Raw genomic sequence first — 19,095 nt, 5'->3', positions numbered from 1 at the left:
TGGCTGATGGCCTGACCTGACGCTTCAACAGCATTGGTGGATCCCCCAGCTTGGTCTGGGGGATTTTTTTGTTCTCTTTGCTGGGGTGATCTTTCCCAGAGCTTTTCTAGAGTTAAATTGGGGCCATTGCCTCTGTGACTTAGGGATATGGCAATCATTTCTTCTCGGGATACAGGCCAGAACGCTGAGGGCCCCAAGCGGCGGCAGCAAAAGTCTTCAGCCTGGAGAAAAGAAGGCAGAGAGTTGAGCTTTGCTGGGGAAAGGGGAGCGGATCCCTCTGCCCTGTTGCAGCCGCAAGCCCACCCTGGCGAAGCCCAGGAAGAATCCCTGCGCCCGCGCACCCTAGCGGAATATATTGGCCAGACGGAACTTAAAGAAGTGCTCTCCATTGCCATTGCGGCGGCCCGCGCTCGCCAAGAGCCTCTGGATCACCTGCTGTTCTACGGCCCGCCTGGTCTAGGCAAAACCACGGTGGCAGCAGTGCTGGCGGCAGAAATGGGATCCCAGTTCTACATGACCACCGCGCCGGCTTTGGAGAGCCCCCGCGATATCGCCGGGTATTTGGTGCGTTTGAAGCGGGGGGATGTGCTGTTTATTGACGAGATCCACCGCCTGCCCAAGGTTACAGAAGAATTGCTCTATCCGGCGATGGAGGATTTTCGTCTTGATATCACCATCGGCAAAGGTCGCTCTGCTCGCATCACCTCTCTGCCCTTGGAACGCTTTACCCTCATCGGGGCCACAACCCGCATTGGCGCCCTCACTTCTCCGCTGCGGGATCGCTTTGGCCACGTGCAACGGCTGCGCTTTTACGAGCCTCACGAGCTGGTGCAGATCGTGCTGCGCACGGCTCGCCTCTTGAATGTCTCCACCGATCCAGAAGGGGCTGCAGAGATCGCCCGCCGTTCTCGGGGCACACCCCGCATTGCCAACCGCCTGTTCAAGCGGGTGCGAGATTACGCCCAGGTGCGAGGGGATGGCCACATTAGCCAAGAAGTGGCAGCAGCCGCTCTGGAGCTGTTCCAGGTGGATCCCATGGGTTTGGATTGGATCGATCGCAAGCTGCTGACGGTGCTGGTGGAGCAGTTCGGTGGAGGGCCAGTGGGCTTGGAGACGATGGCCGCGGTGACGGGTGAGGATCCCCAAACCATTGAAGAAGTGTATGAGCCTTATCTGCTGCAGATCGGCTACCTGCAGCGCACGCCCCGGGGTCGAGTGGTTACCCCTGCTGCGCTACGGCATCTGGGCTATGAAGCCCAGTCTCCTCTGCCTTTGTGGAGCTAACTCGTCTCTCCCCTCACCCCCGACCCCTCTCTCACAAGAAAGAGAGCAGTTGAGAGCCCCATCTAGCTGCGGTCATTGCCCACAGGGCTGAAGCTGGGCACCACCAGCTCGCGGTTTTGCTTGGTAAGGCGACCGTACAGCTCCTGCGTGTTGGGGAAGTTGGCCGCCGGCAAGGTGGGGAAGCGGCGATAGGGCACCGTGTCCTCGCCGAAGAGATCCCGATACTCCTGGGTGTTCAGCAGGGCGCGCACAAAGGCTTTCACCCCCTGGGTGGCCAAGATCTGGTTGTACTTGCGGATCTCCTGCTGGTTGAGAGGCGCACGGCCTAGGAAGTGCTTGGTGCCCAGCTCGATCACCTTGGTGTTGGGATAGGGGGCATAGAACTCGGAGCGGTACAGCTCGGAACACCCCAGGGCCTCGATGAACTCCTTGACGGTGATCTCGCCGTTGCGCAGCTTGGACTCGGCAGAGCTGAGCTCGGCGCTGATGTTGTAGATGTCCATATCCCGCTCGAAGACCTGCCGGTAGGCGGCGCGGATGAGGTTGTTGACTTCCGCTTTGTTGGCCAGGCTGGTGAGCTTGAAGACAGGGATCTCTTGGCGTACCTTGGGCACCCCCTGCTGGGCCCGCCGCTGGATTTCCAGCTCGCCGGAAGGCATATCCCGAGGCTGACCCAACTTGACAAAGAGAGGGATGTCGTCGTCGGTGCGAATGGGCTTGGTCACTGCCATGTCGGTGGAGCCGGGGCGCATCCGCCGCAACGCCAGACCGCCGGGGGTGAGGTAGCGCTCATAGGGCACGATATCTTCCCCGAAGACCTGCTGGTACTCCTCGCTGTCGAGGATGGCGTCCACGACGGCGTAGAACCCTTGCTTGGAGGCGATGTCAAATAGGCGGTTCATCTCCTGGCGCCCGTAGGTGGGTCGGCCCAGCAGCTTGCGGTGGATAAACTCGATGGCTTTGCAGACATACAAGCTGGACCAGTACTTGTTGCGGAAGAGATCCGACTTGGCCAGTTGGCGAATAAACTCTTTGACAGGAATTTCCCCCGACTCCAGCTTGATCTCCCAACGGGTTAGCCGTTGGCCTTCGTAGGGCATGTAACCGTACACCTGCTGGTAGCAGGCGCGGATCACCGCTTGCGTCGAGACTTCGCTGCCAACAATCCCCGCCCGCACCCCTAGCCGCCGGCTGCGATCGCCGGGAGTTTGGGTGAGCTTGAAAACCTTCGGGCCAAGGCTGCCGGGATCCCCTGCTGCTCTGGGATTGGTGCGCTCGTTGGTCAGGGCAAAGCCGCGCCGGATGAGGATGCGCTTGACATCTTTGTTGAAGGGAGCAGGGCGGGCGCTGAGGGAACGGGTTTCCTTGGGGAAGATGGCCCCAAATTGGATCTCCAGCGGGTCATTGCCGGAGCCATAGGCATGCTGATCCGGCAGGGGCCGGTTGTAGCGGGCAAAGAGGGTAATGAACTGGGGCACCTTGCGGCGGGGGGCAGCGTAGTTGTAGAGGTCGAATTTGGCTCCCCAGTTGGCGCTGGTTTGGGCTTCTATCCCCAGCTTGCGCAGGTAGGGCACCGTCTCCTCGCCGAAGTAGTCCCCGTACTCGCGGCTGTCCACCAGGGCGTCCACCAGGCCGGCCAGGCCCTTGCTGGAGACGATGGAGAAGTAGGTCTGCACTTCCTCGCGGGTTTCAGGGGCCCGGCCCAGGAAGTGGCGGAAGGCCAGCTCGACAACGCGGCTGTTAATGTAAGGCTCGTAAAACTGCTTGCGGTAGAGCTCCGATTTGCCCAGGCGGCGAATGAACTCCTTCATGGAGATCTCGCCGTTTTTCACCTTCGACTCCAGGTTGGAAAGCTTGAGGCCGTAGGCGCGGCGGATGTCCCGCTCAAACACCTGCCGGTAGGCGGCCTTGATGACTTCTTCCTTCTCGGCGTTGGACAGCCCCGGCTTCATGGCAAAAACGGGAACTTTCTCGGCAGCCAAGTTGTAAACCTGGGGTAGCTGCAGCCCCTGCAGGGGCAGGCCGTCGGCGGTGCTGGCGTTGCGCTGCCGCAGCTTGTCGGAAGGGGCGGGAGCGATGAACTCGCTCAGCAAAACATCGAAGTATTGGTTGATGATGGCAGCCGCTTCGGCATCTTTGCGGAAGTAGCCAGCCGCTGCCCGCTTCATCTCTTGAATGGCGACAATGGTGGCCTCGGCGGAGCAGGCGTTTTCGATGATCTCCCGCAGGCCGCGGGTGTTGACGGCGATGATACTGGGATCCCCGGCCACCAGGGCGTAGGTAACGTAGCGCAAAAACCAGCTCAGATCCCGCAGCGATTTGCGCATGTTGGCAGCTCCGTAGCGGGAGATGTTGATGGGGCGGAAATTGGGGGGAATCTCCACACCGCTGGCGCTAAAGATGTTGCGGATGGCCTCAATGAATCCGCCGGTGGATTCCACGTAGAAGGCAGTACCCAGCTTGAAGGCTTCTTTCTCGTCTTGGGTCGCTTCTGGCCGCTCCAGATAGGCCATGGGCGAGCCCCCTGTGAAGATGCGGTTGGCTGCCCGGCTGACGATGATTTCCGAATTGGCCGCAATGACCTCGGCAATCTCTAGCCGTTTCAGGCCGCTGGAGAAAAAGTCCTCGAGGCGATCCAGCTCGGTGCGTCCCAGATAGCGATCCTGCTGTTCCGCCTGGGAGATGGTCGATACAGGCACGGTTTGGTAGAGACGGGGGTTGGAAACGACTGCGCCAGCGGATACGTTGATACCCATCGATCTTTTAAACTCCGTTTTGATCGAAAAAACTGCCGACAAAGGCCGAGGACAGTGCCATCGAAGGGGGTGAAGAGGCTGACCCACGACTGGAGGAGCATCCCTCTCTGAGCTGAGAAGGATCGATGCCCGATCCCTGAGGGGGAAGCCAAGCCTAGAATACTAGGGGCACGGGCCCAGAGTGGGGAGGTTGTTGCAGTTTGTAACACTGTTTCTCATCCACAAAGACATGGCTCCCAACCCAGCTCTACCCCCCCATCTGTTGTCTTCTGCTTTTCTCCTTGAGGATTGGGAGCAGGGGCATTACGAACGCGTTACCCAGGTTTTACAGCAACAGCTCGAGCAGGGATCCCCCTCTCCAGAGCTGTATTGGGAGCTGGGAGCCGCCTATCTCCTGCTGGGTCGGGAACTGGAGGCGCAGCTGGTGTGGCAAGAGGGCTTGGCGATGCTGCAAGCGGGGGGGGTGGCCGAATCCGAGGCCGTCTACCACCTGCTGAGGAGCTTGCAGGCTTTGGCGGAAAGCCTGTGGGAGAAGGGCCATTGGCCGCAGGCAGCAGCTCTGTATCGGCAGCTTCTGGAGTTGGGGGATGGACAGCTGGAGCTGTCTTCTGGCCAGGCTTTGGCTGCTCACCGCATTGGCCTGACCCAAGAGCGGAGCCGGCTGTGGGCTGCGGCAGCGGAGTGGTTTGAGCGGGCTTGCCAGCAGGATCCGGCGGCAGCAGAGAGTTTTTGGCGCTGGGGCTTGGCCCTGATGAAGCTGGGCCGTTTGCGAGAGGCGATTTCCCCTCTGCAGGAGGCTGCGCGGCTGCGCCCTGAGTGGGGGGATCCCTGGGTACAGATGGGCCTGGCGTGGCTGGATCTGCAGGATCCAGTTCAGGCTGTGCGGTGTTTCCAGGCGGCTGAGGCGCGGGGCACCGGGACAGCGCAGCTCTACAGCTACTGGGCGGAAGCGGAAGTGCGGCTGGATCACCCTGAGGCCGCTTGGGAGAAGGTTTGCCGAGCGGTGGCAGCGGAACGGAATTGGGTGCAGGCGTGGTGCGAGGGCAGCGGCGGAGAAAGCCCTCTGCGATCTGGACTGGAGCAGGCATGCAGGGGAGAGGGATCTGCGAGGATCCCCGATTTCCTGTATTCGGCTTGGCGGCAGCGTTGGGCTCCAGAAGGCGTTGCCCCTCCAGCAGACTCCTTTTCCCAGAGCACTCCCCCTACAACTGACTTCTGGCCAGTGCCAACCCAAGGCTACCTCACCACCCGACAGTGGCATCAGGCCACGGGCGAAGGGGACTACCAACTGCTGGATCCAGGGGGGGTTCTCTGTCTAAAAGCGCCCCCTGCCGCTGATCCCGCCATTTTGCAAAAGCTGCGCCCGCAGCGCATCCCCTTGGCAGAGACCTTTGTCGCCCAGATCCCCCGAGGATCCGTCCACGTGGGCCACTATCCCCGCCACCTCTACGCCAGCTTTGCCAGCGGGGTGCTCACCCGCCGGGGAGAATTGCTCGCCGATCTATCCCTGAGCTTGCCGCCGCCGGAGTTCCTCGACTGGGACTACAGGCCAGATCACCTGCGACACCACCCCCTGCTGGGCTTGCCCCATCTCCCCCCACCGATCCCACTGGATGGCCCCGTTGCCCTCTTGCCCTTGGGAGCGGTCAACTACTTTCACTGGATGGTGGATATTCTGCCGGCCCTCGATATCCTGCAGCGGTCGGGCGCCCTGGAAAAGGACATCCCCATCTTGATCCACGGGTATCAAAGAAAGCCCTTTCAGGTGCAGAGCTTGGCTGCTTTGGGGATCCCAGCCGAGCGCATCCTCAGCTTTGAGCAGTTGGGGGGATCCCATCTGCAAGCCCAAAACCTGATCGTGCCCTCGGCAGGCGCTCCGGTGGGGTGTTTGACGCCCAGGGGATTGGAGGTGCTGCGGCAACTGGCCCAGCCGAGTTTCTCCATCGACCCCCTGCAGCCGCGGCGGATTTACATCAGCCGTCGGTCTGCCCGCTGGCGGCGGGTGATCAACGAAGCGGAGGTGCTAGCCTGTTTGCACCCTTGGGGATTTGCACCGGTGCAAATGGAAACCCTTTCTCTTCAAGAGCAAATAGCCCTAATGCAAGGGGCAGAGGCGGTGATCGGGATCCACGGGGCGGGCCTAACCAACCTCGCCTTTTGTCAACCCGGCACCACCGTCATCGAGATCTTGCCCAGCAATGCAGTGCTTCCCTATTTTTGGAGTATTGCTCAGGTGGCAGGGTTAAGGTATTTCCCCTTGGTGGCGCCTGTTTGCGATCCGGCTTTGGTGGCTCTTCTTTCCAGCCCCGATTTGGATCGAGAAGATGCCTGGGTTCGGATCCCGGACTTGCTGAATGTGCTGGAACAGACAGGGATCAAGGGATGATGGGATCGGAGGGACTCGAACCCTCACGTTCTTGAGGAACAACGGATTTTAAGTCCGTAGCGTCTACCATTCCGCCACGATCCCAATCTGTCGGCAATAGCCGTACTACTCTACCAAACTGCTTGCCTTGGGGGGGCAAGTCTTTAAGTTGGTTCACCCAGCCCTGCAGTGGAGGGTATGAAGTAGGGGATTGCTGCCCCTGCTGATGGGATCCCTGCTGTGCCCGCTGGCTTGAAGCTCCTACAACTTCTCTTTCAAAAAAACGTTGGCCACCCAGATCCCCACCACCGCCAAGGCGGCCATCCCATAAAAGGTATAGCTATAGCTGCCCAGCCTATCGCGAATTTGCCCCGCGATCATCGTTCCCACCAAGGCCCCAACTCCATAGGCGGTAAACACAATGCCGTAGTTCTGGGCGTAGCGTTCGGGATCAAACAAGCGCAAGGTCAGGGCGGGAGCCATGGCCAGCCACCCCCCCAGGCAAAACCAAAGCAAGGAAAAGGCTACCCAATAGCCCAGAAGGGATCCCTGAGGAGGCAGGAGCATTAGCCCACAGGCCAGCAGGATCAGCCCATAGGAGCCCGTAGTGACCTGATGGGGATGTAATCGATCGGCCAACCAGCCAAACAGAGGACGGCTGAGCCCGTTGAAAATGGCGAAGAGAGCCACGCTGTTGGCAGCCGCAGGGGGATCCAGGCCGATCAGCTCTTCCCCCACAGGACCAGAAATCCCAATGGCGCTTAAACCAACCAGGGTGCCGATGGCGTAGCAGATCCACAGGCCATAGAAGGAGGGGTTTCTCAGCAGAGGGAGAGAGCGCCTAGAAGCCGGTAGAGGTTGATCTGGGCTGTCCGTGGATTTTCTTGGAAAAGATGGGGAAGGGATCCAATCGGGGGGAGGAAATCTCAGTTGGGTTGCGATCCCCAAGATCACCGCTGCAAAGAGGATCCCCAAAATCAGCAGCGTAGGCCGAGCCCCCAGTGCCTCGATCAAGCGGTTGGCTAGAGGAGCGGTAAGCAGGGGGGATAGGCCAAAGCCGATAATAGTGGACCCCACCGCCAATCCCTTGCAATCGGGAAACCAACGGGCTGCCACGGCCATCGGCACCCCATAGGCAACCCCTACTCCGCTACCGGCAATCACCCCATAGCAGAGGGTGATCCACCCAATAGAAGGGGCAAAGCTAGCCAGCCCATAGCCCAAACCCACCAAGCTGCCCCCCAGAGCCAGTACTCGGCGGGATCCCCAGCGGGGGATGACAAACCCTGTGATGGGCATGAGGGTAGCGTAAAACACGAGGGCAACGGTGTAGGGCAGCAGGCTCTCACTGGCCCCGATCCCCAGCTCTGTTTCCAGAGGCTTGCGGAAAATGCTCCAGGAATAGACGGTTCCCAAGCAAAGAAGAACCAGGAGCCCCTGGAGGATGAAAAGCCATCTCCCCATATGGGCCGGTTGTCCATACAAAGTAACGGGGAATCCAACCCTTTTCATGGGTATCTGGAGCTTGTTGGAGCTGAGTTCAACCCATTCTCTCAGCCCTTTCGGGGATAGGCCAACAGAATTTTTAGCCAACCGTTGGCTAGAGGCGTTTGGCCTCTACCGTCTTGGGCAGAGACAAAGGCTCCGGCAGCTCCGGGATGGACAATTCCCAACCGTTGCTCAAGGTGAAAATGGTTTCCCCGGCCTCTGAACGGGTGGCCACAACCGATTCTTCCAGATCTTTTTTGGGAACGTAGACCATCAAATGCCCGTAGGCACTTTCGTGCAGGATGACTTTCATAGCCCTTTCTCCACAAGTTCCAGCTCTTGGGCACGGCACCCCACCACCAAGCCTTTGGCCAAGCAGTGGACGGCATAGACGTAAAACCGTTGTAGAAAGGTGCCAATGGAAATCACGTAACCTTCGTCGCCCGGAACGGCCAAGATTTTCCCCACCGGCTGGCCGAAGAAGGTGCCATCGTTGCGGATGACCTTACGGATGCGGACTTTGTCGCCCAGCTCAAATTGGGGAGGGCGATCCAGCTCCAGTTCGTCGCTCATGGGGTACCTCCTGTGATTTCTGCCAGCACCTGACAAAGCTCTTGGCGGGTTAGGCTGCGGCCTACTTGGCGCGTCCGTCGAGACACGGCTGCCAAAATGGCCTGAGATTTGGAAGTTTCCTTTCCGGACAAGCGGTTAGACAACATCGGGATGGCTCTCCTCTGGGATGGGTTCTGGAGTATGTTGCGCCCATTGCGTCAGCGTTGCGCGGCAATAACGGGCCAGTTCCGCCGGTGGGATCGGATGCTTGCAGTGGGTGACGTGCTGCCGCACCTGTTCCAGGAGCTTTTCCAGTTGGCCAGGTGGGATCTGCTCGACAGGGATCCCGTGTTCCTTGAGGATCTGGAGCAGCAAATGCCTGCCGGAGTGTTTGCCCAACACCAGCCGCCGCTGGCTGCCTACCGCCTCTGGCGGGAAAGGCTCATAGGTCTGGGGATCCCGTAGCACTCCCGCCGCATGAATCCCCGACTCGTGGGCAAAGGCGTTGTCACCGACGATGGCCTTCCAGGGAGGTAGGGGAGCACCGCTGGCCCGCGCCACCTGTTGAGACAGCTCCCGCAAACGGCGGGTATCCACCCCAACATCGATCCCCAAGGTGCAGCGCAGAGCCATCACCACCTCTTCCAGGGGGGCGTTGCCGGCTCGTTCCCCCAGGCCGTTGACGGTGGTGTTTACCGACTGAGCGCCGGCGCGGATTCCGGCCAAGGCATTGGCAGTGGCCATGCCCAGGTCGTCGTGGGTATGCATCTCCACAGGGATATCGATGGCCCGCACCAGACGGCGAATCTGCTTGTAGGTGCTAAAGGGATCCAAAACGCCCACCGTATCGCAGTAGCGGAAGCGCCGACAGCCCCAGCTTTGGGCCATTTGGGCCAACTCGATCACCTGCTCCAGGGAGGTGCGGCTGGCATCTTCTGCCCCCACCGAGACCCACAGCCCCTGCTCCAAGGCCATCTCCACGCATTGGCGCAACTGTCGCAGCAGCCGAGGGCGATCCCCTTGGAACTTGGCAGCGATTTGCCGATCCGAGACCGGCACGGAGATGTGGATCCGCTTGAGGCCGCAACGAATAGAGGCGAGGATATCGCTGGGCACAGCCCGGTTCCACCCCAGCAGGTGGGCCCGCAGCCCCAGGCTGAGCATGGCGCGAATGGCTTCCGTTTCCACAGCGCCCATGGCCGGGATCCCCACCTCAATTTCGGGCACGCCAATGGCATCCAAGAGGGCAGCAATGGAGATTTTCTCGGGGATTTGGAAGGCTACCCCTGCCGCTTGCTCCCCATCGCGTAGGGTGGTGTCGTTGATGGTGATAGAGGAATTCATGGGATCCATCCTCCAAGACCTACGGCCCGCCTAGGCAATCGGTAACCGTCGATGGTGCTCCGCACCGCTAGCGGGACCCCGGTTGCGTCAGGGCAATCATGTCCAGGGTAGAAAGCTCAACCAAGTTGCCGCAGAATTCATCAGATTCCTGTAAGGCTTGGCTGTTCCTCTTAGCGGGGTGGAGTCTTTGGAGCAGGGGATCCTTGACAAAGTCCGACAAAGTCCGGCCTTTGGGATCCCGCTGCTCTGGCCATCAACGAATTAAGTCGAAGGAGATGTCGGTTTTGCCGGGGATGATGCTGCGCCGATCTGCCTCATCCAGAATGGTGTTGACAATCCAGTTAAGGAGGTTGAGCGCCCCCACATAGCCATAGGTGGGATAGCGATGCAGATGGTGGCGGTCGAAGATGGGGTAGCCGATGCGCACCAAAGGCGTGCCCGTATCCCGCCACAGGTATTTGCCGTAGGAATTGCCGATCAGCAGATCCACCGGCTCGGTGAACATCAGAGAGCGCAGATGCCAGAGATCCTTGCCCCCCCAGACGGTTGCCCCCTGTCCATAGGGACTGGAGGCCAGCAGTGCCCGCGCCTCGGCTTCGAACTCCTCGTTGCTGTTGGTCACCACCACATGGATCGGCTCGGCCCCCAGCTCCAGCAATACGCTTAGCAAGCCCATCACCAGATCCGGATCCCCGTACAGGGCCACCCGCTTGCCGTGGATCCAGGCTTGGGAGTCCGTGAAAGCATCCACCGCCCGGCCCCGTTCGATCTCCAGCTCGGCGGGAATGGGCTTGCCCGTTAACTGGGATAGCTGCATCAAAAACTCATCCGTGCCCCGAATACCCACTGGCCGCGCCGTCAGGGTGGGCCGACCCGAGGCCTCTGCTAGAAACTCCAGGGTCTTGGGCGTGGTGTAGCGCTGGAAGGAAAAAGTAGCCTCGGCGTTGAGGCATTGGGCGGCCACCTCCAGAGGGGTTCCGCCGGGATACATGTGGAAAGTGCCGTCGTTGGGCGAATCCAAATAGTCGGAGTTGTCCGCCAGCAAAGTCAGCGGGATCCCAAATAAGCCGAAGATGCGCTTGATCTCCCGCAAGTTGCCCACGTAGGTATCGAAGCCAGGGATGACGTTGATGTAGCCATTGCTACCCGTGCGGCCCACCGGCTCGGTGAGGGTGCTGAGAATGCTCTTGAGCATGTTGTCGTAGCCGGTGATGTGGGATCCCACAAAGCTTGGCGTGTGGGCATAGGGCACCGGGAAGTCGCGGGAAATCACTCCCTCATTTCTGGCCGTGGTGATGAAGGCCCCCAGGTCATCCCCGATCACCTCCGCCATGCAGGTGGTGCACACGGCGATCATCTTGGGCTTGTAGAGGGCGTAGGCATTTTCCAGTCCCTCGATTAGGTTTTTGAGGCCGCCAAACACCGCCGCATCTTCCGTCATCGAGGTGGAGACCGCCGAAAAGGGCTCCTTAAAGTGGCGGGTGAGATGGGTGCGAAAATAGGCCACACACCCCTGGGATCCATGGACAAAGGGCAGAGTTCCCTCAAAGCCGACAGCGGCGAAGATGGCCCCTAAGGGCTGGCAAGCCTTGGCAGGGTTTATCGTCAAAGCTTCCCGCTGAAAGTTTTTCTCCCGGTATTCCCAAGATTTTGTCCATTCGGCCACCCGGGCCACTTCTTCCGGGGAAGGGAGATCTTCAAAGGTTTGCTTGCACTGCAGAAGCGCCTGATATTCCGGATCTTGAAACAGGCGGGCGTGATCTTTGATGTCTTGGATATCTTGCGGCATGGTCGGTCTCCTAATGAGGGGCAGGGGAAGGAAGGGCCGTTCGCGTTTGGGATCCCGGCGGCAAGCTAGGATTTCCAGGGGGCTTTGACCAGATCCCAGGTGGGGCTATTCAAGGCCAGATCCATATCGCGGGCGAACACGGCAAAGCCGTCGTAGCCGTGGTAGGGGCCGGAGTAGTCCCAAGAGTGCATCTGGCGGAAGGGCAAAGCCATCTTTTGAAAGACGTACTTCTCCTTGATGCCGGAGGCGATGAGATCTGGCTTCAACCTCTTGGCAAATTCTTCAAACTCGTAGCCGGACACGTCATCGTAGATGAGGGTGCCATCGTCGATGTACTGGGTGGTGCGCTTGTAGTCGTCGCCGTGGCCGAATTCGTAGCCGGTGGCAATCACCTCCATGCCCAGCTCCCGGAAGGCCGGGATGACGTGGCGGGGCCGCAGTCCGCCCACCATCAGCATCACCCGCTTGCCCTCCAGGCGGGGACGGTACTTGGCAATGATGGCCTCGCTCTGGGGCTTGTACTTGGCGATCACCTGCTCTGCCTTGGCCTGGATGGTCTCGTCAAACCGCTGGGCGATGGCCCGCAGGGATTTGGCAATTTGGGTGGGGCCAAAGAAGTTGAACTCCAGCCAGGGGATCCCGTAGGCTTCCTCCATGTGGCGGCAGATGTAGTTCATGGAGCGGTAGCAGTGGATGAGATTCAGCTTCACCCGAGGGGCAAGCAGCATCTCGTTCCAGGTGCCATCGCCGGAAAACTGGGTCACTACCCGCAGGCCCATCTCCTCCAGCAAAATCCGGGAAGACCAAGCGTCGCCGCCGATGTTGTAGTCCCCAATCAGGGCCACATCATAAGGGCCGGGCTCAAAGTTGAGGGATCCCTCCTTCGCTTTCTTGTCGGCAATGGGCAAAACCCAGTCCCGCACCGTATCGTTGGCGATGTGGTGGCCCAGGGACTGGGAGACCCCCCGAAAGCCTTCGCAGCGCACCGGTACCACCGGCTTGCCAATTTCTTTGGAAACTCTCTTGGCCACTGCCTCGATGTCATCCCCGATCAAGCCGACGGGGCATTCGGACTGGATGGTAATGCCTTTGGCCAAGGGGAAGAGTTCGCTGGCTTCCACCAAGAGTTTGGCCAGTTTTTTGTCCCCCCCGAACACCACATCTCGCTCCTGGAAATCGGAGGTGAACTGCATGGTGCCGAAGGTGTTCACCCCGGTGATTCCCACGTAGTAATTGCGCCGTCCCGACCAGGAGTAGTAGCCGCAGCCCACGGGGCCATGGCTGAGGTGGATCATGTCTTTGACCGGCCCCCACACCACCCCCTTGGAACCGGCATAGGCACAGCCGCGAGTGGTCATGACGCCGGGGATCGACTTGATGTTGGACTTTACTCCGCAATCCGTTTTGCCCTTGTCGTAGACGTTGAGGTGTTTGGCTCGCTTTTGCTTGGCCTTTTCCGGATAGGTTTCCAGAACTTCTGCAATAACTTTTCGGTTTTCCTCTTTGAGGGCGCTTTTTGGAGTAGTCATGGGAAGAGCCTCATCTACTGGATTTTTTTGAGAAAGAAACTAGGGGGAACCGAGGGCCGAGGGAGGAAGGGATCCACCCCCAGCCCATCTTTAAGTTCACACTGGGGCCAACTCTTTTTCGGTTTTGCCGATGAGGTGGGCGATTTTCTGGTCGTCGTCCAAAACGCCGAACTCTATCAACAACTGTTCCAGCTCATCCATAGAGATGGGGGTGGGGATCCTCAGATCCGTGTTGTTGATGATCTTTTTGGCCAAGGCCCGATACTCGTCAGCTTGGTTGCAGTCGGGGGAGTACTCGATCACCGTCATGCGGCGCAATTCCGCGTGCTGAACCACGTTGTCGCGGGGGATGAAGTGCAGCATCTTGGTGTTCAGCTTTTCGGCCAGAGCTTCGATCAGCTCGATCTCGCGATCCACTTTGCGGCTGTTGCAGATCAGGCCACCCAAACGCACGCCGCCGGAGTAGGCGTATTTCAGCACGCCGCGGGCGATGTTGTTGGCCGCATACATGGCCATCATTTCGCCAGAGCAAACAATGTAGATCTCTTGGGCCTTGCCCTCCCGGATGGGCATGGCAAAACCGCCGCAGACCACGTCCCCCAGCACGTCGTAGCAGACAAAGTCCAGATCCTCGTAGGCTCCGTTTTCTTCCAAGAAATTGATGGCGGTGATGATGCCTCGTCCAGCACAGCCAACGCCAGGCTCGGGGCCACCGGATTCCACACAGCGCACCCCTCGGTAGCCGGTGAGCACCACCTCTTCCAGCTCCACGTCTTCTACGGATCCCCGCTCAGCCGCCAGGTGAAGGACGGTGGTCTGGGCTTTGCAGTGCAACATGAGGCGGGTGGAATCGGCCTTCGGGTCGCAGCCGACGATCATGATCCGCTGTCCCAATTCGGCCATACCGGCAACGGTATTCTGACAGGTGGTGGATTTGCCGATACCGCCTTTGCCGTAGAATGCAATTTGTCTCATGGTTCAGGTCTCCTAATTAAGACTCAAGGGTTAGAAATCTCTTGCAAACGGGTGCAACTGGTCGTTTCAGCGGGACGGAGTCCTGACTCGAAAGGGTTTCAGCTCAGGGGAAAGCAGCCTCGAACCCTTGCAGGATCCGGAAGTCAACCGGTCGAGCGGTGGAGCCCTCCCGGAGCGAAGCAGGGGATGTGAAAAGCGATGGCAAGCAGGAGTGGGGCAGTTCATAGGGCTCTCAGGCTTATCGAGAATGGGGAACTAGAGGGCATGCACGGTTAAGGTGGGCCACACCTGTTCTTGCAGGCGGGTTTCGATGAGCAACCGCAGGGTGTTTTGCTGGCTGGGGCAGGTGGTGCAGGATCCCTTGAGGCGCACCCACACCTGATCCCCTTCCAGGTCGTAAAGCTCCACATCGCCGCCATCGGCCAACAGCAGCGGGCGAACTTCCTCCTCCAGGACGGCCTGAATGCGGGCGATCTTTTGCAAGGTGGTGAGGGGAGGGGGTGTCGCTGTTGCCGAGACAGGAGAGGGAGCAGCGGGAGAGGGCTCTGTCTGGTTTTGGGAGTTCCCTTTTGAATTTCTTGAATCTTCTGAAGGGGTTGCGTCAGTCTCTGCCAGAACAGCGGCGATCAGGTCTTCAATCTGGGCCAGGCAGGAACCACAGCCACCACCCGCTTTGCTGTAGGCTGTTACTTCCTCAGCGGAGGTGAGGTGGTTTTCCCGGATCAAGCGGCGGATCTTTTGCTCGCTGACGCCAAAGCAGGAGCAGACCAAAGCGCTGTCATCATCCGTGTGGTCAGGCAGAGGAAGGCCGCGATAGCTGTAGATGGCTGCCTCCAGAGCCTCTTGCCCCATCACCGAGCAGTGCATCTTGGCGGGGGGCAGGCCGCCTAGGTAGTCAGCGATTTGGCGGTTGTCGATCCGCAGGGCTTCATCCAGAGTGAGGCCGGTGATCAGCTCCGTCAGAGCCGAGGAAGAGGCGATGGCGCTGGTGCAGCCGAAGGTTTGGAAGCTGGCAGCCAAGATGCGCTCGCTAGCCTCGTCCACCTTTAAGTAGAGCCGCAGGGCATCGCCGCAGGTGATGCTGCCCACTTCTCCCACCACCACCCGAACACCAGGCTCGGAGCTGGGATCCATCGCCCCTTGGTTTTTGGGGTGGTAGAAGAGTTCCAAAACTTTTTCGCTGTAGTCCCACATGGCTGGATCCTGAGTTGAGGATGCTAACGGTCGAGCGAAGATGAGTTTGAGCCGGGCGGTCAGCGGTGAGCCAGTTCCCGCTCCTGCTGTTGCAGCCAGTCTTCCGCCTCGTGGCTGAAGGGGGAGATGGCCCGCAAATGCTCGATGATCCCCGGCAAAACCTCCAGCACCCGCTCCACCTCTGCCGGCTGGGTAAAGCGGGAGAGGCTGAAGCGGATTGAGCCGTGCAAAACGGTGTAGGGCAGGCGCATGGCCCGCAGCACATGGGAGGGCTCCAGGGATCCGGAAGTGCAGGCGGAGCCGGAGGAGGCGCAGATGCCGTATTTGTTCAGCCAGAAGAGGATCGCTTCCCCTTCCACGAACTTGAAGCCCAAGTTGGTGGTGTTGGGCAGCCGCTGAGTGGGGTGGCCGTTAACCTGGACATCCGGGATCCGCTGTAGCAAGCCCTGCTCCAAGCGATCCCGCAGCAGCCGCTCATGGGGATCCCCCAGGTGGGCTTGGGCCAGCTCAGCCGCTTTGCCCAGGGCGATGATGCCCGGCACATTTTCCGTCCCGGCGCGGCGGCCTCGCTCCTGATGCCCTCCCAGCAGCAACGGACGGAAGCGCAAGCCCCGCCGCACATAGAGAGCGCCGATCCCCTTGGGGGCATGCAGCTTGTGCCCGGAAAGGGTGAGGAGATCCACCGGCAGGCGCTGCAGATCGAGAGGGATCTTGCCCACCGCCTGTACTGCGTCCACATGGACAACAGCCCCATAGCTGCGAGCCAGGGATCCCACCGCCTCGATGGGGAAAAGCACGCCCGTCTCGTTGTTGGCGGCCATGCAGCTCACCAGGGCAGTATCGCCGGTCAGGGCTGCTTCCAGCTCCAGCAAGTCCAGGCAGCCTTGCTCATCCACCGAGAGGTAGGTGACGCGGTAGCCTTGTTTTTCCAGGTGCTTGCAGACGTTGAGCACCGAGGCGTGCTCTACCTGCGTGGTGATGATGTGGCGCTTCTGGGGTTGGGCTGCCAAGGCTGCATAAATGGCCGTGGTGTTGCCTTCGGTGCCGCCACTGGTGAAGACAATCTCCGTCGGGTCGGCTCCCAGAAGGGCTGCCACCTGTTCGCGGGCTTGGTTAAGGGCACGCCCCACCTGGCCGCCAAAACTGTGCATCGAGGAGGGGTTGCCGTAGAAGGTCTGCAAATAGGGCAGCATCGCCTCCAGAACCAGGGGATCCACGGCGGTGGTGGCGTTGTTGTCCAGGTAGATCACGGGGTTCATACAGGCTCCGAATCGATACAAGGTAGGGGTTGGGCAACGTTAAACGGCTTGCGGAGCGTGGGAATGGCACTGCTTTGGGCAAATGCGGGCGCAAGCCTGACAGCCGATGCAGAGGGCGGCATTGAGGATGGTCATCACTTTGCGCTCACTTTCTTCTTCCTCTTCGTTGTCGACAAACTCGCCGTCTTCGTTGAGGGCTCTGAGGGCGAACACACCCCGGCCACAGACCTTGAGGCAACGGCTACAGCCGAGGCAGCGGGTGATATCCAGGCTTTCGATAAACTGTGGGATCCAGGGCAGTCCGCCTTTGGTGAGAGCAGTTACAGTAGCCATAGCCGCGTCTCCAAAAGATGAGGTCTCAAGATCGGGAAGATTTGCTGTCCAGGGCCTGGTTGACCAACCAGGTGCGGTAAAACTTGAGGGCCACCGTTTCGATGAGGTCGTAGTCTTCCACCACTTCGATGCCGGCCTCGCGAATACGCTTCATGGGGCAATCGCCGATCTTGGAGACCAGCACGGCTCGGCAATCCCTGATGAGATCCAGGATTTGCTCTAGGTTGTTGTCCTCCCCGGATCCCCCGTGGCAGTACTGCGGGATCTTGCGGTGGCCGACAAACTGCGCCCCACGGGCGTTGACCTCGTAGATCAAAAACTCCCGTGCATGGCCGAAGTGGCGATTGACCAGGCCGCCGCCTTTGCTGGCTACGGCCACCAGGATGGAGGGGCTGTCGGGAGGCAGGTCGGCTGTCCAGTGGGTCGGGGCTGCCTGCTGCTGAGCTTGCAGTTGGGCAATGCTTGCCTGTACCTGGCGGCGTTTTTCGGGGTCGTACTCGGGGGTCATCTGCATAAAGCGCTCCTTGGTGAACTCTTGGCTGCGGTCTTCCCCCAGAAGGCCCACCGCGTCCGCCCGACACTGGCGACAGTGGCGCATCATCCGCATGTTGCCGGAGCACCGATCTTGCAGGGCTTTCAACTCCTGAGGGGTGGGGCCCCGCTGGCCGATAAGGCCGAAGTAGGTGCCGTGTTCAGGCGCCGAGATCAGGGGCATGATGTTGTGCAAGAAAGCCCCTTTCTCCTGGATCACCCGGTTCACTTCCAAGAGGTGGGTGTCGTTGATGCCGGGAATGAGAACGGAGTTGACTTTGCAGAGGATGTCTGCCTCCCGCAGCAGATCCAGGCTTTCCATCTGCCGTTCGTGCAGGATGCGGGCTGCCTCCACCCCTCGAATGCGCTTGCGCCGCCAGCGGATCCAGGGGTAGATCTTGGCTCCGATCTCTGGATCCACCATGTTGATGGTCAGAGTGACGTGGTCGATGTTCAGCCGTTTGATCTCGTCGATGTAGTCCGGCAACATCAGGCCGTTGGTGGAAAGGCAAAGCTTGAGATCCGGAGCTTTCTCGGCAATGCGGGCAAAGGTCTCGAAGGTTTGCTTGGGGTTGGCCAAGGGATCCCCAGGCCCAGCAATGCCCACCACCGTCAGTTGCGGGATCTTGCCGGCAATCACCAGCACTTTGTGGGCGGCTTCCGCCGGGGTAAGCAGCTCGCTGACCACACCGGGCCGGCTCTCGTTGGCACAGTCGAACTTGCGGTTGCAGTAGTTGCACTGGATGTTGCAGGCGGGGGCTACCGCCACGTGCATGCGGGCGTAGTGATGGTGAGCCGCTTCGCTGTAGCAGGGATGGGTGGCGATGCGTTGCTGCAGATGAGGGGGGAGAGCCTGGCGGGGGCTGCTGCTGCAAGCGCAGGCCGATGGGGAAGGGGATCCCTGGCGGGGCGGAGTTGAAAGGGGCGGCATAGTGGGGTCAACCAGGGGATAGAACGTTACTGGCGGTTATATCAACCGCCCTCTGCCCGCTCCGTTGCACTCAGCCCGGTAGAACTGATCGAGTTTATTGGCTTTGTACTCAAGACCTGCAAAGCCTGATGGCAGGCCAAATCCAACTTTTTTTAGGGGTCAAGGGTCTGGTTTTTCAAGGCCGGGGATGCCGTATTTTGACCCAAAGGGGCGGGGGATCCGGCTGTGGGGAGGATCCCCGGAATCCCTGATTCGACAAGGGCTTGGGGCAATGCTTAGGAAATACTAAAAATCTGCTCAGATGCACTCAAGCGCCGCAGCCTCGGCTGCGTTTTGCATCAATTGCTACGATTTAATATCGTATCAGCCCAAAAGTGTATTGAAAATAGCCGTTTGAGTTTGAGGAAAGATCCCCCTGGGGCAAAGTCCTCGCCAAGGAAGTGAAGACTATTGCGGCGGCAGGCCGTCGGACTTTCTTGTTGTGACAGGGGGGATGTACTCGCTCAAATACCCATACCCTTCCCCGAAAATACCGGATCCCTGCGGGCAAAAGACTCAACCCCCTGCCCTCAGAAAAACTTTTTTTGCCCTCTGGGCCAAGCTTCCAGGGTTTGAGTACATCGGCAATAACTCAATCAATCCTGATCGCCCGCTGCCAAGCCTGAGCCACCGCAGCCGCTTGCTATAAGCGGGGGAACAGAAACCCAACGGTTCTGCCCCTCTGTTGAGACTCGCCCCCTGCTTCCCAACCGGTGAGCTTATGTC

15 protein-coding genes and 1 tRNA gene are annotated in these 19,095 nt (G+C 59.8%); 2 read left to right on the top strand and 14 right to left on the bottom strand.

Annotated features, from left to right (window positions below):
* The first annotated feature begins 147 nt into the window (after positions 1 to 147).
* Positions 148 to 1,284, top strand: coding sequence for a Holliday junction branch migration DNA helicase RuvB (gene ruvB / locus NW837_RS13105; protein WP_011430641.1), 1,137 nt, complete (start codon positions 148 to 150; stop codon positions 1,282 to 1,284).
* 62 nt (positions 1,285 to 1,346) lie between these two features.
* Here ruvB and NW837_RS13100 read toward each other — a convergent pair whose 3' ends face one another.
* On the bottom strand, positions 1,347 to 4,040 hold the full coding sequence (locus tag NW837_RS13100; protein WP_414332076.1) for a phycobilisome rod-core linker polypeptide: 2,694 nt from the start codon (positions 4,038 to 4,040) through the stop codon (positions 1,347 to 1,349).
* A 193-nt stretch (positions 4,041 to 4,233) separates the two neighbouring features.
* Between NW837_RS13100 and NW837_RS13095 the strand changes: the two genes are divergently transcribed.
* Complete coding sequence (locus NW837_RS13095) at positions 4,234 to 6,426, top strand: glycosyltransferase 61 family protein (RefSeq protein WP_414332075.1); 2,193 nt, start codon at positions 4,234 to 4,236, stop codon at positions 6,424 to 6,426.
* Here the strand turns inward: NW837_RS13095 and NW837_RS13090 are convergent.
* From NW837_RS13090 to nifB, 13 genes are all read right to left on the bottom strand, one after another.
* Positions 6,427 to 6,510, bottom strand: a tRNA-Leu gene (locus NW837_RS13090).
* Between the two features lie 156 nt (positions 6,511 to 6,666).
* A complete protein-coding gene (locus NW837_RS13085; protein WP_414332074.1) occupies positions 6,667 to 7,821 on the bottom strand; it encodes an OFA family MFS transporter in 1,155 nt (384 codons plus the stop codon).
* 184 nt (positions 7,822 to 8,005) lie between these two features.
* Positions 8,006 to 8,206: a putative nitrogen fixation protein NifT gene (nifT, locus tag NW837_RS13080; RefSeq protein WP_011430645.1), complete on the bottom strand. Its 201-nt coding sequence runs from the start codon at positions 8,204 to 8,206 to the stop codon at positions 8,006 to 8,008.
* On the bottom strand, positions 8,203 to 8,466 hold the full coding sequence (locus tag NW837_RS13075; RefSeq protein WP_011430646.1) for a nitrogen fixation protein NifZ: 264 nt from the start codon (positions 8,464 to 8,466) through the stop codon (positions 8,203 to 8,205). Before NW837_RS13075 ends, nifT begins: the two co-directional genes overlap by 4 nt.
* Positions 8,463 to 8,612 (bottom strand): hypothetical protein, encoded by a 150-nt coding sequence (locus tag NW837_RS13070; protein ID WP_414332073.1) that lies wholly within the window; start codon positions 8,610 to 8,612, stop codon positions 8,463 to 8,465. The genes NW837_RS13075 and NW837_RS13070 overlap by 4 nt, the downstream gene beginning before the upstream one ends.
* The gene (gene nifV, locus NW837_RS13065; protein WP_011430647.1) at positions 8,602 to 9,789 is read right to left on the bottom strand and encodes a homocitrate synthase; all 1,188 of its coding nucleotides are present in this window, start codon (positions 9,787 to 9,789) and stop codon (positions 8,602 to 8,604) included. The genes NW837_RS13070 and nifV overlap by 11 nt, the downstream gene beginning before the upstream one ends.
* Before the next feature lie 253 nt (positions 9,790 to 10,042).
* Positions 10,043 to 11,578, bottom strand: coding sequence for a nitrogenase molybdenum-iron protein subunit beta (gene nifK / locus NW837_RS13060; RefSeq protein ID WP_414332072.1), 1,536 nt, complete (start codon positions 11,576 to 11,578; stop codon positions 10,043 to 10,045).
* Between the two features lie 65 nt (positions 11,579 to 11,643).
* Entirely contained in the window at positions 11,644 to 13,107 is a 1,464-nt protein-coding gene (gene nifD / locus NW837_RS13055) for a nitrogenase molybdenum-iron protein alpha chain (RefSeq protein ID WP_414332071.1), read from the bottom strand.
* Positions 13,108 to 13,203: 96 nt separating this feature from the next.
* Positions 13,204 to 14,082, bottom strand: a complete 879-nt coding sequence (gene nifH / locus NW837_RS13050; protein WP_011430651.1) for a nitrogenase iron protein — start codon at positions 14,080 to 14,082, stop codon at positions 13,204 to 13,206.
* A gap of 255 nt (positions 14,083 to 14,337) precedes the next feature.
* Entirely contained in the window at positions 14,338 to 15,276 is a 939-nt protein-coding gene (gene nifU, locus NW837_RS13045; RefSeq protein WP_011430652.1) for a Fe-S cluster assembly protein NifU, read from the bottom strand.
* A gap of 59 nt (positions 15,277 to 15,335) precedes the next feature.
* Positions 15,336 to 16,535 (bottom strand): cysteine desulfurase NifS, encoded by a 1,200-nt coding sequence (gene nifS / locus NW837_RS13040; protein ID WP_414332070.1) that lies wholly within the window; start codon positions 16,533 to 16,535, stop codon positions 15,336 to 15,338.
* A 39-nt stretch (positions 16,536 to 16,574) separates the two neighbouring features.
* Positions 16,575 to 16,868 (bottom strand): ferredoxin III, nif-specific, encoded by a 294-nt coding sequence (gene fdxB, locus NW837_RS13035; protein ID WP_414332069.1) that lies wholly within the window; start codon positions 16,866 to 16,868, stop codon positions 16,575 to 16,577.
* Between the two features lie 25 nt (positions 16,869 to 16,893).
* Positions 16,894 to 18,330: a nitrogenase cofactor biosynthesis protein NifB gene (gene nifB / locus NW837_RS13030; protein WP_414332068.1), complete on the bottom strand. Its 1,437-nt coding sequence runs from the start codon at positions 18,328 to 18,330 to the stop codon at positions 16,894 to 16,896.
* Positions 18,331 to 19,095: the final 765 nt, after the last annotated feature.

Origin of the sequence: Synechococcus sp. R6-10 (assembly GCF_047461815.1) — a bacterium.
Classification (GTDB): domain Bacteria; phylum Cyanobacteriota; class Cyanobacteriia; order Thermostichales; family Thermostichaceae; genus Thermostichus.
The sequence above is the reverse complement of the archived record's forward strand: the minus strand, read 5'-3'. Positions and strand labels throughout refer to the sequence as shown.